Genomic DNA, 15,059 nt, shown 5'->3' on the forward strand with positions numbered 1-15,059 from the left:
ACTCATCGCCCGCGAAATCTACTACGTCCTGATCCAGCCTTGACATCCATAGGAGCATCCTTCGGCCTCTGCGCGGACGGTCCGGCGGCTTCAGCGGCCGGACCGGTTCTTCCGCTCTCGGGCGCGTGCCAGCCGGTCCGCGGCCGACCAGCCGTCCACCCAGTGCCCGAGGCGCGCGTAAGCCTCCTCGCGGGCGCCGTGCCGGGACAGGAACACGTCGTGCAGCGCGCCGTCGATCCGCTCGATCGTGACCGACGGCCCGATCTTCAGGGCGGCGCGGGCGATGTCGTCGACGATGAGCACGCTGTCGGCGCGGGTGAGATCCTCGGACCAGCTCGTCGGATAGGCGCTCCTGGTCGACAGCAGCACGCACACCGGCGCGGTGATCGTCACGCCGGCGGCGACCGTGGCGTGGCCGGCGAGGATCGCGTGCAGCCAGCCGGCGTGCACCGCCATCGTCTGCTCCGGACGCCAGTCGAGGTTCACCTCCATCGGGTCGTCCGGGTCCGCGGCCTCGTGCTGAGCGCGCGTGTAGTAGCCGAGGTCGACCTGCGGCGCGCGGTCGAGAGGGCGACGGCGCGCCTGCAGTCCGACGAGCGGCGCGATCGTCTCCCGAGTGAACCGCGGCAGCTGGAACTCCAGCCACGGGCTGTTCAGGATCACCGCCGACGCGGTCCCGGGATTGCGCGCGGCCCAGAGGCTCAGGATCAGCCCGCCGGTGGAGTGGCCGAGCAGCACCAGGCGCCGCCCGGCCGCATCGCCGTCCTGCTGCATCGCGGCGAGCGCGGCGGCGATGTCGTCGTCGTACTCGGCGAGGTCGGAGATGTAGCCGGGGGTCTGCCGCGGCCGCAGGCTGCGCCCGTACTTGCGGAGGTCGAGGGCGAAGAACCGCGCCCCGCGGGCGGTCCAGAACCGCGCCAGCCGCTTCTGGAAGAAGTAGTCCGACCAACCGTGCACGTACAGCACGTCGGTGTCGGAGAGCTGCCGGCCGTCGCCGAACAGCCGCCGGCGCACGCTTCGCTGCGGCAGCGCGCGCACGAGCGTCGCGACGATCTCGCCCTCGTCGTCGGATCCGAGCGGCAGCGTGCGCTGCGCGAACTCGTCGCCGAGGACGTCCGGCATCCAGCCGAGCGGATCCGGGACGCCAGTCATGCCCTCAGATTAGCGGCGCGTCCGTCCGGCGGCGCAGGACCGGCTCACTCGCCCCGCGAGATCCGGACCATGTCCTCACGCGGCACGACCTTGATCCTGGCGCGTTCTTCGGGGGCGCCGAGCGCGATCTCGTGCTCGTCGAGGCGGTGCCAGCCCTCCAGGTCCGTCCAGCGCACGCCGCGTTCGGCGAGCAGCGCGGGGATCGCGCCCTCGGACGGATCCTCCGGCTGCCACCAGGACCCCTGGTCGTTGATGAGGTGACGGACCGTCTCCATCGCGTCGGATTTGGTGTGCCCGATCAGGCCGACCGGGCCCCGCTTGATCCAGCCGGTCGCGTACACGCCGGGCACGCGCTGGTTGGAGTCCTTGGAGAGCACCTGTCCCTCGCGGTTCGGGATCACGCCGTGCTTCTTGTCGAACGGGACGCCCGGAAGCGGCGAGCCGAAGTAGCCGACCGCGCGGTACAGCGCCTGGATCGGCACCTCGCGCATCTCGCCCGTGCCGACCGCTCCGCCGGTGCCGTCCGGCCGGGTGCGCTCGTAGACGAGCGCGGCGACGCGGCCCTCCTCGTCGGTGCGGACCTCGACCGGGCGCGCCCAGAAGTGCAGGTGCAGCCGGCGCGAGGCGGATCCGCCCGCGTTGTTCACCGAGTCGCGCTTGCGCCACGACTGCAGCACCCGGTCGATGACCATGACCTGCTTGTTGCTGGCGATCGCGTCGCGGGATGCCTCGTCGTAGTCGAAGTCCTCGTCGTAGACGACCATGTCGACGTCGCGCAGCTCGCCCAGCTCGCGCAGCTCGAGCGGGGTGAACTTCACCTGCGCCGGGCCGCGGCGGCCGAACACGTGCACGTCGGTGACCGCGCTCTGCTTCATGCCCTCGTAGACGTTCGCCGGCACCTCGGTGACCAGCAGGTCGTCGGCGTGCTTGGCGAGCATGCGCGACACGTCGAGCGCGACGTTGCCGTTGCCGATCACCGCGACGCTCGCCGCGTCCAGCGGCCACTCGCGGGGCACGTCGGGGTGGCCGTCGAACCAGCTCACGTAGTCGGCGGCGCCGTAGGATCCGATCGCGTCGATCCCGGGGAGGTCCAGGCTCGTGTCCCGGCGCGCGCCGGTCGCGAAGATCACCGCGTGGTAGTGACGCTTCAGGTCGTCGAGGGTGATGTCCGAGCCGAAGTGCACGTTGCCGAAGATCCGGATGTCGCCGCGGTCGAGCACGTCGCGCAGGGCGGTGATGATGCCCTTGATGCGCGGGTGGTCGGGTGCGACGCCGTAGCGGACCAGGCCGTACGGCGCGGGGAGGTGCTCGAACAGGTCGATCGAGACGTCGAAGCGCCGCTCGGCCTTGAGCAGGATGTCGGCGGCGTAGATGCCGGCGGGGCCGGCACCGACGATGGCAAGCCTGAGCTTGGTCATGGGGGATCCTTTCGGCAGCCCTGGGATGCAGGTCGGGCGTGTGTCAGCTGCTGCGGTCGGCGAGAGACTGCGCGAACCGGGTCAGCGCCTCGCGCACCGGACCCTTCGGCAGCGCATCGAGCTCGTCGATCGCCCCCTGAGTCCAGCTCCTCGCGAGGTCGAGGGTCTTCGCGGTCACGGCATGGTCGCGCAGGCGGGCGAGCGCGTCGTCGAGGATCGCGGGATCCTCCCCCGCGGCGATCCGCTGCACGCCGTCGTCGATCTCGGCCGCGAGGGCGATCGATTCGGCATCGGTCTCGACGCCGAGCAGCAGGGACGGCATCGTCGGCACGCCGGCGCGCAGGTCCGTTCCGGGCACCTTGCCGGTGTCCTCGGGCTTCGCCGACAGGTCGATCACGTCGTCGAGCAGCTGGAACGCCACGCCGACCTTCTCGCCGTAGACCCGCAGCGGCTCCTCGTACTCGGCGGCCGCGCCGGAGAAGATGGCCCCGGCCTGCGTGGCCGCGGCGATGAGGGATCCGGTCTTGTCCGCGAGCACCTGGATGTAGAACGCGATCGGGTCGTCGCCCTCCTGCGGGCCGACCGTCTCGTGCATCTGTCCGAGCACGAGCCGCTCGAAGGTGTCGGCCTGGAGGCGGATCGCGCGGTCGCCGTGCCCGGACATGAGCTTGAGCGCGCGGGAGAACAGGATGTCGCCGGTGAGGATCGCGACGTTGTTGCCCCACACGGCATGCGCGGCGGGCACGCCGCGACGGCGGTCCGCGCCGTCCATGACGTCGTCGTGGTACAGAGATCCGAGGTGGGTGAGCTCGAGCGCCTTCGCGATGTCGATCACGGCGGGCAGGTTGCCGCCGCCCAGCTGCGCGGTCAGCAGCGCCAGCACGGGCCGCACGCGCTTGCCGCCGGCGTCGTACAGATAGCGGCTCGTGGCGTCGGCGAGCGAGTCGGCGACGTGCAGATCCTCGGTCAGCCCCTCCTCGACCAGGTCCAGGCCGGCCTCGACCTCACGGGCGAGCTTGCGCGCTGAGGGACCGACGAACACGCGGTCGCTGAAGCCGAGACGGCTCGCGAGGCGCGAACCCGTGGCGGCGGGGCTCGAAGTCACGATTCCAGCCTACCTGTGAGCGGGGGCGCCGATGTCGCCTGCGGGCAGGGGCGCGGTGCGCTCCGGGGCCTCCGCGTCCGCAGGAGGTCAGGCCTGCGGCTTGCGGCCGCGGTGCAGGGCGACGATGCCGAAGGACAGGTTGCGCCAGGCGACGTCGATCCAGCCGGCCTCGCGCATCCACGCCGCGAGGGTGCGCTGGTCGGGCCACGCGCGGATGGACTCGTTCAGGTAGTCGTACGCCTCGCCGTTGGTGCCGGCGAGGCGGGCGACGCGCGGCAGCACCTGGGCGTTGTAGAGCTTGTAGAAGCCGCGCAGCAGCGGAGCGGGAGGGGTGGAGAACTCGTTGACCACGATGCGGCCGCCCGGCTTGGTGACCCGGAACAGCTCGGCGAGCGCCTTCTTCGGCTCCTGCACGTTGCGCAGGCTGTACGACATCGTGACGGCGTCGAACTCGGCGTCGCCGAACGGCAGGTCCATCGCGTCGGCCTGCACGAAGCTCAGGTTCGCGAGGTGCCCGTGGCGGCGGCGCCCCTCCTCGAGCATCCCCGGGGAGAAGTCCGCAGCCACGACGTCCGCGCCGCTGCCGGCCAGCGACGCCGAGGAGGAGGCCGTGCCGGCGCCGAGATCGAGGATCCGCTCGCCCTTCCTCGGCGCGACCGCACGCGTCGTCGCGGCCCGCCAGAGCGCGTCGTTGCCGACCGTCATCACGGTGTTGGTGCGGTCGTAACCGGCCGCGACCTGGTCGAACATGCCGCTGACCCTGGCGGGGTCCTTGCCGAGGTCTGCGCGGTTGGGCTCGTTCGCTGTCACCCGCCCAGCCTACGCGCGACGGGGCAGCGCCAGCGCTTCGAGCCGGTCCAGCCAGACGTCCGCCGTCGCGTCGTCGAACGGCTCGAGCTGCGCGCGCACGCGCTGCTCGAGGTCGACGGCGAGCGCGAGCAGGTGCTCCTGCACGTCAGCCGGATAGGCGTACCGCACGCGGTGCTCGTCCCACTCGTCCACGTCGTCGAGCCAGGTGCCTCGCTCCCCGTCGATCCGCACGACGTCGAGGTCCATGTCGATCCCGGTGAACAGCAGCGGATCGGGCGCGCCTTCGGCGTCGCCGGCGTGCACGTCCCAGGCGAGGTCGATGTAGATGCGCATGCCCTGGGGGTGGTCGCGGTTCACGGTGAGGGCGTAGTCGCCGCTCGCGGGCACGAGCGTCACGTTCGGTCCGTGCGTGGCGAAGGAGCGGCCAGGGCGCTCGCTCAGCCAGCCCGCGGGCTGGCCGACCCAGTCGCCCCAGGAGTCGGATCCGAGCCAGACGCACTGATGACGCCAGTGCGGCGAGCCGTCCCACTTGCGCCATTGGAAGACGATCTCGGTGCCGGGATCCAGGTGGTCTGCGCTCACGCTGCCACTCTAGGCGCGGTGCGGACGCTGCCCCGCTCCTCGGCGACCGCATCGCACCGCACGCAATAGGCTGGATCCGTGAGTGCCGGCCTGGTCGTGGAGACGCGCGAGATCGATCCCGCCGCCGACCTCCTCGCCTACGCCGACCCGTCGGATCCGCGCGCGTGGCTGCGCCGCGGCGACGGGATCGTCGCCGCCGGATCCGGCATCGCCCGCGCCGTGCGCGTCGCGGCGGGCGACGAACCGCGGGCGGCCCGGCTGAGTCGCGCGTGGGACAAGATCTGCGCCGGTGCCGCGATCGACGATCCGGTGCAGCAGCCGGGCACGGGCCTCGTCGCGTTTGCCACGCTCGTGTTCGACGAGACCTCGGCGGCCGAGAGCGTGCTCGTCGTCCCGCGCACCGTGATCGGGCGGCACGGCGGCCGCACCTGGATCACCCGCATCTCCGACACCGGAGCACCGTCCGCCGAGGCATCGTCGCCGACCGCGTTCGGGCCGCACTGGGCCGGCACGCTCGGTCCAGGGGCGCAGACCGCGCCGGGGTATCAGTCATCGGTGCGCGCGGCACTGTCCGCGATCGCCGAGGGCCGGTACGGCAAGGTCGTGCTCGCCCGCGACCTCGTCGGCACCGTCCCGGCCGGGTCCGACCTGCGCCGTCTGGTGCGGGCGCTCAGCACGGACTATCCGGACACCTGGGCGTTCGCGGTCGACGGCCTCATCGGCGCGAGCCCGGAGACCCTGGTCACCGTGCACGACGGCGTGGTCACGGCGCGCGTGCTCGCCGGCACGACGGCCCGCGGCGCGGACGCGGTGACGGACGCCCGCGCGGCCGCATCGCTCGCGGACAGCCCCAAGGACAACGACGAGCACGCGTTCGCGGTGCGCAGCGTGGTGGCATCCCTCGCCCCGCACGCCACCGCGCTCGACGCCGAGGGCGGTCCGTTCATCCTGGAGCTGCCGAACCTGTTCCACCTCGCGACGGACGTGCGGGCCGAGCTGAGCGATGGCGCCTCCGCGCTCGATCTCGCCGCCGCCCTGCACCCCACCGCCGCTGTGGCGGGCACGCCGACCGACCGCGCGATCGCCGCGATCCGCGACCTCGAGCCGTTCGACCGGGGCCGCTATGCCGGGCCGGTCGGCTGGATCGACGCCCGCGGCAACGGCGAGTGGGCGATCGCGCTGCGCTGCGCCCAGTTCGACGTCGCAAGGGCCGGATCCGGATCGCCGATTCCGCTCACCGCCTATGCCGGCGCGGGCATCGTCGCGGGCAGCGACCCGGAAGCCGAGCTGCTCGAGACGCGGGTGAAGTTCCGTCCGATCGTCGACGCCCTGGCCTGACGGCGAGCGTCGGCGCGGCGGCCCTCCGGGCGTGCTCAGCTCGCGGCGAGGCGCTTCTTCTCTGCCTTCACGTCGTAGTCCGCCCGCGGCCACTGCGGGTCGATGTCCTCGAGCGCATCCGAAGAAGCGGCACGTTGTCGCCGTCTGCGACGGGCTCCTCGTGGTCGATGACGTGCCTTCGCGGATGGCCTTCGCCGGCAAGCGCTGGCGCGTCACCGACATACCGACCAGGATTCGGGACTCGATCTGGTCCACGCCGCTCGGGAAGCCGCATCCACATCCGCTGCACGGGTGGCGCTTCCAGGGCACTGACGACGCCGGCGAGAGCTCCGTCTTCGAGGTCTAAAAAGGTCGAGCATGTGTGGCACGTGCATCACACCTACGCCTAGTCCCGATCCCAAGGCACGGCAAGCGGGCATGGCTTACGCGCGCGGCCCGCGCGTATGCTCGCGCCATGAGCGAGACACAGACGCGGCAAGCAGAAGGCACCGCGGCAACCCGGCGGCAGAAGTATCCCGCGTGGGCAGTCCTGGGCCTGGCAGCAGGAGGAGCGGCCTTTGTGGCTGTGTCACTCCTACTTCTTCTGCTCAGCCCCGTTTTTCTCTGGCCGGTCTCGCTGGTTTTGTTGAATGCGGCGAGCCGCTTGATGGTTCCTGCAGTGCAGCTGTCGGCAGGCACGGGGCTTTCGACTGCATCGTGGGGCGCGTGGAACATCGCGGTGACAGTGTTTCTCGCGATTGTGATCGCCGGACTCGCCGTTCCACTCCGTTTCGGTGCGGTGATCTCTCAAAGTCCGTGGGTTGTCACCTGGGCTCTGTGCTTCGTCTTCATCACTTCGATTCTGGGGACGTTTGGGGCTTCCCGCGTCGCAAGGCGAGATTAAGCCGCTCAGGGAGAGGGGCGGGCNCGCCCCTCTCCGTCGCCCTGTGGTCTAGGCGAGGCAGGTCACGATCGTTCCCATGCCGACCCATCCCGTGGAGCTGATCCAGAGAAGTGATCCGTCGAACACCAGCGCGCCGAACACGTCGCCCACGAAGGTGACCAGGCAGGACACCTGATCGGCGACGGGTGATCGATGATGGTCCCGCTCACCGAGAGTCGGTAGTTGGCGACCAGTGTTTCCTCGGTCCGCAGGATGGACTCGTCGTCACGACCGAATCGTATGAAGTCGTGCCCGGTGGAGGTCCTGTCGGTGCGACCCATCCGACGACAACGGCGCCCGGCGAGGTTTCTCCAATGGTGGACGCGGACGGACGGCTACCGCTCGTCGACCACGTGCTCCGACGCGTACTTCAACAGCGGCTGGGTCGCTGGCCCGGAGGTGATCGGTGGAGGGAAGGACACGCTCCGCTCCTATGCCCCGCCGACGATCTTCAACATCAACACGGTCCGGATCGATCCGACCGCCCACTGGTGATCGAGGCCTGAAACAAGGTGGAGGCGTGCGCCTATGCATGCCTCCACCTCTTGTGCTGAGAGGCCCCGTAGAGCAGTGTGGCCCCTGCGACGGCGCCCGCCGCGATTGTCATCGCGATCAACGCCAGGGCAGCGCTGGGAGTGGCGATGCCGAACTGCCCGAGAATGAGCAGCGCCGCGACCGCTAGCACGGCGACCAGGATAAGGGGCAGTGCGATCCAATGAATCAGAAGGCTCCGATGCGCTTGCCCGGGACCAGACCGCATCGCGAACATCATGAGGACAAGGGTGGCCTGCCAACATGACGCCACCGCGACTCCCCAAACGATTGCCGGCGCCACGAGTGATTGCACTTCGGGATACAACTCTCCCGCTCGCAAGACCGCGACCGGGAAGATCCAAAATTCACCCAGGATCAAGGTCAGAAGCAAGGCAACCGCTCCTGCCGAAACAGCCCGTTTTCTCCAGGCACTCATCACTCGTCCCTTTTCGATCAGCGTTGTTCCGCTTGAATACAGGCTGTCATGGTTCGCTGCATTGTGGGTGAGATCTGAAAATCACGGGGTTGCGGTCGTGAACGCCCTCAAGGGTGTGCACGACGTCGGACGTGAGAGTCGTTGCCGTGAGGATCCAGCGGTCGGGATCCTCGTCGTCCTTCGTGTGGTCGCACCACCACGAATAGAGACCGACGAGCCCGAGCACGGCGCCCTCCGGGCGCGCTCAGCTCGCGGCGAGGCGCTTCTTCTCCGCCTTCACGTCGTAGTCCGCCCGCGGCCACTGCGGGTCGATGTCCTCGAGCGCGGCGAGCAGCAGCTCCTGCACGGCGAGACGCGCATACCACTTGTGGTTCGCCGGGACCACGTACCAGGGCGCCGCATCCGTGGAGGTGCGCGCGAAGACGGTCTCGTACGCCGCCATGTAGTCGTCCCACAGCAGCCGCTCATCGACGTCGCCCGGGTTGTACTTCCAGTGCTTGTCCGGACGGTCCAGTCTCTTCATGAGGCGCTTCTTCTGCTCGTCCCGGGAGATGTGCAGCATCACCTTGATGATCCGGGTGCCCGCGTCGACCGCGCGCTTCTCGAACTCGACGATGGCCCCGTACCGCCGTTCGATCTCCTCGGCGGGCGCGAGCGAGCGCACCCGGGCGATGAGGACGTCCTCATAGTGCGAGCGGTCGAACACGCCGATCATGCCCTCCCGGGGCATGCGCTTCTCGATCCGCCAGAGGAAGTCGTGCTGCAGCTCGTCCGCGGTCGGCGCCTTGAACGCCGCCAGCTCGATCCCCTGCGGATCCACCCCGCCCACGACGTGCCGGACGATCCCGCCCTTGCCCGCCGAGTCCATCGCCTGCAGCACGAGCAGCACGCTCGCCTGCGCCTCCCCGACCGCGTACCACGCGTACAGGCGCTCCTGCAGCTCGCCGAGCACGGTCAGCCCCCGGGCGAGGCTCTGGACGCCGTCGGCCTTGCGGCCGCGGTAGCCCGGCGTGGAATCGGGATCGACGGTCGCGAATCCGTCCGAGGTGACGCGGAGGACATCGACGGCCGGTGAGGTCCACCCGGCGGAGTGCTGGCTCATGCCCTCATCCTGCCCCATCCGCGTCGACGCGCGGAGGAGCGTCCGGTCGCGGCCGGGGTGGCGTGCTTCACCGCTCCAGCGGCACCTCGATCAGCTGCGGTCCCGCGACCTCGGCGGCGAGCGCGTCCTCCAGCTCCGCGCGGGTGTGGACGCGGCGATGCGCCCAGCCGTAGGCGACGGCGAGCGGCGCGAACGCGACGGACTGCGGGGTGTAGAAGGCGCGGTCGAGGGCTTCGGACCCGGCCGTGGCCGCGACCTCGAGCCCGTCGAAGATCGTGCCGCCGCCGTCGTTGCCGACGACCACCTGGAGGCGCGGCGCCGGCTCGTCGGCCGGGAGCAGCAGGGATCCGACGTCGTGCAGGAAGGACAGGTCGCCGAGCAGCACGCGGACGACCCCGGTTGCCCCCGCGGCCCGTGCCGCGGCGGCGATCCCGATGCCGGTCGCGATCGTGCCGTCTATCCCGGCGAGCCCGCGGTTGGCGTGCACCGGCACCGGGCCGCCGGGGAGCACCTGGTCGGCCACGCGGACGAGCCGGGAGGATCCGAACAGCAGGCGGTCCCCGGCGGCGGTCGCCGCCCACACGGCGCTCACCAAGCCGGCCCGGTCGAGGGCGGTGCCGGAGTGCTGAGGTGCAGGCGCGGTGCCGGGACGGGTCCATTCCTCGAGCCAGTCGCGATCCTCGGCGGCCTCGGTCACCGCGATCGCACGCGCGTCGACAGCCGTGCCGGAGAGGTTCAGCCGTTCGCCGCCGCGTCGCACGGCGATCACCTCGAGGTCCGTGCGCCGGAGCAGCGCGGCGACCTCCCGGCTGAGCGTGGGGTGCCCGAGCACGATCGCCCGCTCGATACGGCCGCCGAGCGCCGGCTCGCGCAGTCGTCGCCGGTACTCGGGCACGACGTGCTCCCCGAACCGGGCGCCGCTGACGATCTCGGCGATCAGGGGCCAGCCGCCCTCGCGTGCGATGCGCTCGGCGTCCGGGCCGGCATCCGCGCCGGCGATCACGACCGTACGCGGCCCCTGGCCCAGTGCGAGCGCCTCCGCGGGAGCGGGGTGCGGAAGCGGGCCGGCGCTCGCGGCGAGCGGCTCCGGCAGCGGGCCGGACAGCGGTTCGCGCGCGGGCAGGTTCAGGTGCACCGGCCCGGCGACGCCCTCGAGGCCGGTCCCCATCGCGCCCATCGCGGCGGCTGCGGCGTCGGCGGCCAGGGCGGAGAACACCGTCGGATCCGCGTCCTCCGGTACAGGCGCGTCCACGCCGAGACGCACCCAGGCGCGGTACATCCCGGGCTGGATCGTGGCCTGGTTCGCGCCCACGCCGCGCAGCTCGGGCGGTCGGTCGGCGGTGAGCAGGATCATCGGCACCCCGGAGTGGAAGGCCTCCATGACCGCGGGGAGGTAGCCCGCCGCGGCGGTGCCCGAGGTGCAGATCAGCGCGGCGGGGGCCCGTGACTCGCGGGCCAGGCCGAGTGCGGTGAAACCGGCGACGCGCTCGTCCACCCGCACGTGCACGCGCACGGAGCCGGAACGGGCCAGGGCGACCGCGGCGAGCGCGAGCGACTGCGACCGGGATCCCGGGGACAGCACGAGATCGCGCACGCCCTGCTCGACCAGGCCCGTGAGCAGACGCACGGCCGCCTCGGACGCCGGTGACGCGCCATCCGGCGGCGCGTCGTCCGACGAGGTGCCCGGATCGAGCGGGTCCCGCACCTGCTCCGCCGTCACGGACGCGGGCGGGGGTCGTCGGGGTCCCCGTGATCGTCGAGCCGGGCCAGCTCGGCCTCGAGCTCGCGGATCCTGCGCTCCTGCTCCGCGTCGCTGATCCGGTCCTGCGGCCGGCGCTGCGGGCCCGGCTCGTCGTCGAGCGGCAGATAGCGCTCCTCGGCGGCCGAGCGTCCAGGCCGCAGACGGCCCAGCGTGAACCAGAGCAGACCCCCGATGACCGGGAAGACGATGACGATCGCGATCCAGACGCCCTTGGGCACGCCGCGATGCCGGCTCGCCGGCTGCACGATGCAGTCGACGATGCTGAACACCCAGAAGACCGCGGCCAGGAAACCGCCGATCACGAGAAATCTCGCCACGTCTCCAGTCTAGGCGCGCACGGAACGTGCGGATCCGGGGGACGGATCCGCACGTCCCTGCACGGCTCGGCCGTTCGCGCCTTCGGCATAGGGGCCTCACAGCGCGTGCCGAACGGGTCCTCTTAGACTGAACGGGTGAAGCTTCCTCCCCTGCTCGTCTACTCGGTGCTGCGCCTGCTGGCGTTCCTCGTGCCGCTGGGGATCCTGTGGTTCTTCTTCCCGATCTTCCGCGAGTTCTGGTGGCTGGCAGCCCTGTTCGCCGCGCTGATCGGGATCAGCATCTCGCTGCTGTTCCTGCGCGCGCCGCTCTCCGACGCCTCCCGCGCGATGTACGAGCGCCGCGCTGCGAAGCCGGACACGGCCGGCCCGACGGACGAGGCCATCGAGGACGCCGAGAACGACGCGGATTCTGAGAACGACGTGGACGCCGAGGACGGCGCCGGCTCGCAGAACGGCGCGGACTCGCGCCACGACGCCGCCTGACCGCCGTTCCCGTCCTGCGGATCGCCGGGCGCCTCGGCGATCAGCGTCGCGTGAACGTGACGTGCACGACGCCGCTCTCGGCCACTTCGCTCGAGACCGCGTAGCCGTCTTCGAGGCCGCGCAGCCCCTCCCACAGGTTCTGTCCCCGCCCGAGCACGATCGGCGTGACGCCGACGTGCAGGCGGTCGATGAGCCGCGCTTCGAGGAATGAGCGCACGGTGTCCACTCCCCCGCCGATCCGCACGTCCGCGCCACCGGCCGCCTCGGTCGCCTCCGCGAGCGCGTCCTCGGGAGAGGCGTCGAGGAAGTGGAACACGGTCCCGTTGTCGAACTCGATCGGCGCCCGGCCGGTGCTGTGCGTGAGCACGAACACGGGCACGTGGAACGGCGGCTCGTCACCCCACCAGCCACGCCAGTCCGCGTCGTCCCCGAAGTCGTGCAGGCCGAACATGCCGGCGCCCATGATCTCGGCACCGATCCCCTCGAAGTACTCGGCGCCGTAGCGGTCGTCCACGCCCGTCGTGCCCCCGCCCGAGCGGTCGCCGAGCACGCGCTCGCGGAACGTGCGCGTGGCCGTGTACGCCTGGACCAGGCGCGACCAATCCGCGCCCATCGGGTTCTCCGGGGTCTGGTCGGTGGTCGACGCGTAGCCGTCGAGGGAGATGTTGAGATCGGCGCGCACGGCCATGGGATGCTCCTTCACGGGATGGGGCAGGATCGCTCTCCTTGCCGTCCCGTCAGAGCGTATCCTCCTCAAGGACCACGAGCTGCTGGGTCGCGCGGGTCATCGAGACGTAGCGGTCCACGGCGCCCTCGATGCCCTCGCCGAACGCGGCCGGATCGACCAGCACCACGAGATCGAACTCGAGGCCCTTGGCGGTCACCGGGGAGAGGCTGCGCACGCGGTCGTGGCGGAACGGACGGTCGTCGCCGATCACGCAGGCCAGTCCTTCCCCGTGCTCGGCGAGCCAGGCGGTGAGGATCGCGTCGCGCTCCTCGATCGCGGCATGCCGTACCGGGATCCCGCTCGCGCGCACGGACACCGGCACGTTGGCGTCGGGCAGCGCGGCACGGATCACGGGCTCGGCGGCGGCCATCACCTCCTCGGGCGTGCGGTAGTTGATCCGCAGCGACGCCTGCTCGGCGCGGCGCACGCCGACCCGCTCCAGCCGCTCGGCCCAGGTCTCGGCGAAGCCGTGCCGGGCCTGGGCGCGGTCGCCGACGATCGTGAGGCTGCGCGAGGGGACGCGGCGGAGCAGCATGGCCCACTCCGCATCGCTGAGCTCCTGCGCCTCGTCCACGATCACGTGCGCGAAGGGCCCTTCGAGCGCATCCGCGTCCAGGCGCGGCAGTGCGTCCTCGTCCAGCATCAGCTCGCGCACCCCGGCGCTGTCGTCCCCGAAGAAGAAGCCCGTGATCGCGCTCTCCTTGTCGTCGTCCGCCGCGAGCAGCTCGTCGAGCACGCGTTCGCGGTACGCGCGTTCCTCCGCCGCGACGGCCTCCCTGCGGCGGCGCGTGCGCGAGCCGGCCGGATCGCCGATCAGCGCGCGGGCGGCGTCCAGCAGCGGCAGATCCTGACGGGTCCAGGCCCTGGGGTCCTCCCGCTGCAGCACCGAGCGCTCCTCCTCGCTCAGCCAGGGCGTGCAGATCCGCAGGTACGCCGGAACCGACCACAGGTCGGCGATCACACCGGCGGGGTCCAGCACCGGCCACGCCGCCACGAACGCGCGCTGCAGCGTCCTGCTCTGCCGCAGCGCCCGGTCGAGCTGCCGCGGCGAGACGTCGTCGTCGCCGCCGGTCTCCTCCAGGATCTCCGCGACGATCGATTCCACCAGGGCGTCCCACACGACGTCTCTGGCGTCGTTGTGCGGGGTCCCGGGCTCCGGGGCTTCGAACGCCTCCGCCCAGGCCGACGGCGCCACGACCACGTCCCGCCACGGCGTCTCGACCAGCAGCCGGTCCTGCGGGACGTGCTCGTGGTAGCGGACCGCCGCGGTCACCGCGTCGAGCAGGCGCTGCTCGCTCTTCAGGGTGCGCGCACGCGGATCCTGCTCCTCCGGCATGCGGTCACCGGCGCGGCCCTCCGGGACGAGGTCGGCGAGGGTGCAGACCCGCACGCTGTCCTCACCGAGGCTCGGCAGCACGTCTTCGACGTAGGCGAGGTAGGGCCGGTGCGGGCCGACGAACAGGATCCCGCCGTGGCTGAGTCGCTGCTCGGCGTGCATCAGATACGCCGCGCGATGCAGCGCCACGACGGTCTTCCCGGTGCCGGGCCCCCCGTCCACGACCAGCGCTCCCCGGGACGAGGCGCGGACGATCGCGTCCTGATCCGCCTGGATCGTGCTCAGCACGTCCCGCATCCGCGGCGAGCGCGAGGCGCCGAGGCTGGCGATGAACGCGGACTGGTCGTCGAGCGCTGCGGCGCCCTCCAGCCCCTCGGGATCGAACACCTCGTCCCAGTAGTCGGTGACCCGTCGCGAGGTCCACCGGTACCGGCGGCGGCTCAGCAGGCCCTGCGGATCCGCATGAGTCGCCGCGAAGAACGGCTCGGCGGCGGGCGCGCGCCAGTCGACGAGCAGGCGCCGCCCGGTCGCGTCGGAGAGCCCGATCCGGCCGATGTAGACGGGCTCGCCGTCCGTCTCCTCGCCGATCGGGACCATCCGCCCCAGGCACAGGTCGACCCCGAAGCGCCGCAGCAGCTGCAGCCGCGAGGCGGAGCGGTGGATCTCGAGGTCCCGATCCAGGGCCTCCTGGCCCGGTCGGGCATGCGTGGCACGGAGCCGGCCGAGCCGATCCTGCAGCGCGGCGACCTCGTCCGCGAGGCGGTCGCGGATCTCGGCGAGGTGGGCGTCGTCGGCGGCGATGAGGGCGGGGTCGGCCTTGCGCGCGAGCGCGGGCGGGAGCGCGAAGAACGACGGCTCCCGCCGGGCCGTCTCGACGCTCGACTCACGGGTGGATTCACGGGTGGATTCAGGGGTGGTCTCAGGGCGCACGGATCCTCCGATTCCTGGGCGAAGCCACTCAGTCTGCCGCCCAGGGGGGTCCTTGCCGCAAGCCCCACCCCGGCCGATAGAATGGAGGTGCAGGGAGCGATCCGT

At 71.5% G+C, this 15,059-nt stretch carries 14 protein-coding genes; 3 read left to right on the top strand and 11 right to left on the bottom strand.

Annotated features, from left to right (window positions below; genetic code table 11):
- Positions 1–90 precede the first annotated feature (90 nt).
- The 5 genes from ACTJJZ_RS17050 to ACTJJZ_RS17070 all read right to left on the bottom strand — a co-directional run bounded on the left by ACTJJZ_RS17050 (position 91) and on the right by ACTJJZ_RS17070 (position 5,067).
- On the bottom strand, positions 91–1,152 hold the full coding sequence (locus tag ACTJJZ_RS17050) for an alpha/beta hydrolase (RefSeq protein WP_440722382.1): 1,062 nt from the start codon (positions 1,150–1,152) through the stop codon (positions 91–93).
- Positions 1,153–1,196: 44 nt separating this feature from the next.
- Positions 1,197–2,570 carry an FAD-dependent oxidoreductase gene (locus ACTJJZ_RS17055; RefSeq protein ID WP_440722383.1) on the bottom strand — a complete coding sequence of 458 codons (1,374 nt, stop codon included), beginning with the start codon at positions 2,568–2,570 and terminating at the stop codon, positions 1,197–1,199.
- A 43-nt stretch (positions 2,571–2,613) separates the two neighbouring features.
- Positions 2,614–3,675, bottom strand: a complete 1,062-nt coding sequence (locus ACTJJZ_RS17060) for a polyprenyl synthetase family protein (protein WP_440722384.1) — start codon at positions 3,673–3,675, stop codon at positions 2,614–2,616.
- An 87-nt stretch (positions 3,676–3,762) separates the two neighbouring features.
- Positions 3,763–4,485 (bottom strand): class I SAM-dependent methyltransferase, encoded by a 723-nt coding sequence (locus tag ACTJJZ_RS17065; RefSeq protein ID WP_440722385.1) that lies wholly within the window; start codon positions 4,483–4,485, stop codon positions 3,763–3,765.
- A 9-nt stretch (positions 4,486–4,494) separates the two neighbouring features.
- Positions 4,495–5,067: a hypothetical protein gene (locus tag ACTJJZ_RS17070; protein WP_440722386.1), complete on the bottom strand. Its 573-nt coding sequence runs from the start codon at positions 5,065–5,067 to the stop codon at positions 4,495–4,497.
- Between the two features lie 78 nt (positions 5,068–5,145).
- Here ACTJJZ_RS17070 and ACTJJZ_RS17075 point away from each other — a divergent pair, with 78 nt between their 5' ends.
- Together ACTJJZ_RS17075 and ACTJJZ_RS17080 are read left to right on the top strand one after the other, a co-directional pair.
- A complete protein-coding gene (locus tag ACTJJZ_RS17075) occupies positions 5,146–6,405 on the top strand; it encodes an isochorismate synthase (RefSeq protein ID WP_440722387.1) in 1,260 nt (419 codons plus the stop codon).
- Positions 6,406–6,859: 454 nt separating this feature from the next.
- Positions 6,860–7,288 (top strand): hypothetical protein, encoded by a 429-nt coding sequence (locus tag ACTJJZ_RS17080; protein ID WP_440722388.1) that lies wholly within the window; start codon positions 6,860–6,862, stop codon positions 7,286–7,288.
- A 1,055-nt stretch (positions 7,289–8,343) separates the two neighbouring features.
- On the opposite strand, the gene ACTJJZ_RS17085 is transcribed toward ACTJJZ_RS17080, so the two are convergent.
- The 4 genes from ACTJJZ_RS17085 to ACTJJZ_RS17100 all read right to left on the bottom strand — a co-directional run bounded on the left by ACTJJZ_RS17085 (position 8,344) and on the right by ACTJJZ_RS17100 (position 11,478).
- Positions 8,344–8,523: a hypothetical protein gene (locus ACTJJZ_RS17085; protein ID WP_440722389.1), complete on the bottom strand. Its 180-nt coding sequence runs from the start codon at positions 8,521–8,523 to the stop codon at positions 8,344–8,346.
- 18 nt (positions 8,524–8,541) lie between these two features.
- Complete coding sequence (locus ACTJJZ_RS17090) at positions 8,542–9,399, bottom strand: polyphosphate kinase 2 family protein (RefSeq protein ID WP_440722390.1); 858 nt, start codon at positions 9,397–9,399, stop codon at positions 8,542–8,544.
- A gap of 67 nt (positions 9,400–9,466) precedes the next feature.
- Positions 9,467–11,119, bottom strand: coding sequence for a 2-succinyl-5-enolpyruvyl-6-hydroxy-3-cyclohexene-1-carboxylic-acid synthase (gene menD / locus ACTJJZ_RS17095; RefSeq protein ID WP_440722391.1), 1,653 nt, complete (start codon positions 11,117–11,119; stop codon positions 9,467–9,469).
- Positions 11,116–11,478 (bottom strand): PLD nuclease N-terminal domain-containing protein, encoded by a 363-nt coding sequence (locus ACTJJZ_RS17100; protein ID WP_440722392.1) that lies wholly within the window; start codon positions 11,476–11,478, stop codon positions 11,116–11,118. The genes menD and ACTJJZ_RS17100 overlap by 4 nt, the downstream gene beginning before the upstream one ends.
- 135 nt (positions 11,479–11,613) lie before the next feature.
- On the opposite strand from ACTJJZ_RS17100, the gene ACTJJZ_RS17105 reads away from it, so the two are divergent.
- Positions 11,614–11,961 (top strand): DUF4229 domain-containing protein, encoded by a 348-nt coding sequence (locus ACTJJZ_RS17105; RefSeq protein WP_440722393.1) that lies wholly within the window; start codon positions 11,614–11,616, stop codon positions 11,959–11,961.
- A gap of 40 nt (positions 11,962–12,001) precedes the next feature.
- Here the strand turns inward: ACTJJZ_RS17105 and ACTJJZ_RS17110 are convergent, their stop codons facing one another.
- Both ACTJJZ_RS17110 and helR read right to left on the bottom strand, forming a co-directional pair.
- Positions 12,002–12,649: a dihydrofolate reductase family protein gene (locus ACTJJZ_RS17110; RefSeq protein WP_440722394.1), complete on the bottom strand. Its 648-nt coding sequence runs from the start codon at positions 12,647–12,649 to the stop codon at positions 12,002–12,004.
- A gap of 49 nt (positions 12,650–12,698) precedes the next feature.
- Complete coding sequence (gene helR / locus ACTJJZ_RS17115) at positions 12,699–14,954, bottom strand: RNA polymerase recycling motor ATPase HelR (RefSeq protein ID WP_440722395.1); 2,256 nt, start codon at positions 14,952–14,954, stop codon at positions 12,699–12,701.
- Positions 14,955–15,059 lie beyond the last annotated feature (105 nt).

The organism is Microbacterium sp. 22242 (assembly GCF_052045495.1).
Taxonomy (GTDB): Bacteria; Actinomycetota; Actinomycetes; order Actinomycetales; family Microbacteriaceae; genus Microbacterium.

Bases quoted from the DNA above. Each gene is read 5' to 3' on its own strand.
- ACTJJZ_RS17050 (WP_440722382.1), bottom strand. From the start codon at position 1,152: ATGACTGGCGTCCCGGATCCGCTCGGCTGGATGCCGGACGTCCTCGGC.
- ACTJJZ_RS17055 (WP_440722383.1), bottom strand. From the start codon at position 2,570: ATGACCAAGCTCAGGCTTGCCATCGTCGGTGCCGGCCCCGCCGGCATC.
- ACTJJZ_RS17080 (WP_440722388.1), top strand. From the start codon at position 6,860: ATGAGCGAGACACAGACGCGGCAAGCAGAAGGCACCGCGGCAACCCGG.
- ACTJJZ_RS17090 (WP_440722390.1), bottom strand. From the start codon at position 9,399: ATGAGCCAGCACTCCGCCGGGTGGACCTCACCGGCCGTCGATGTCCTC.
- ACTJJZ_RS17110 (WP_440722394.1), bottom strand. From the start codon at position 12,649: ATGGCCGTGCGCGCCGATCTCAACATCTCCCTCGACGGCTACGCGTCG.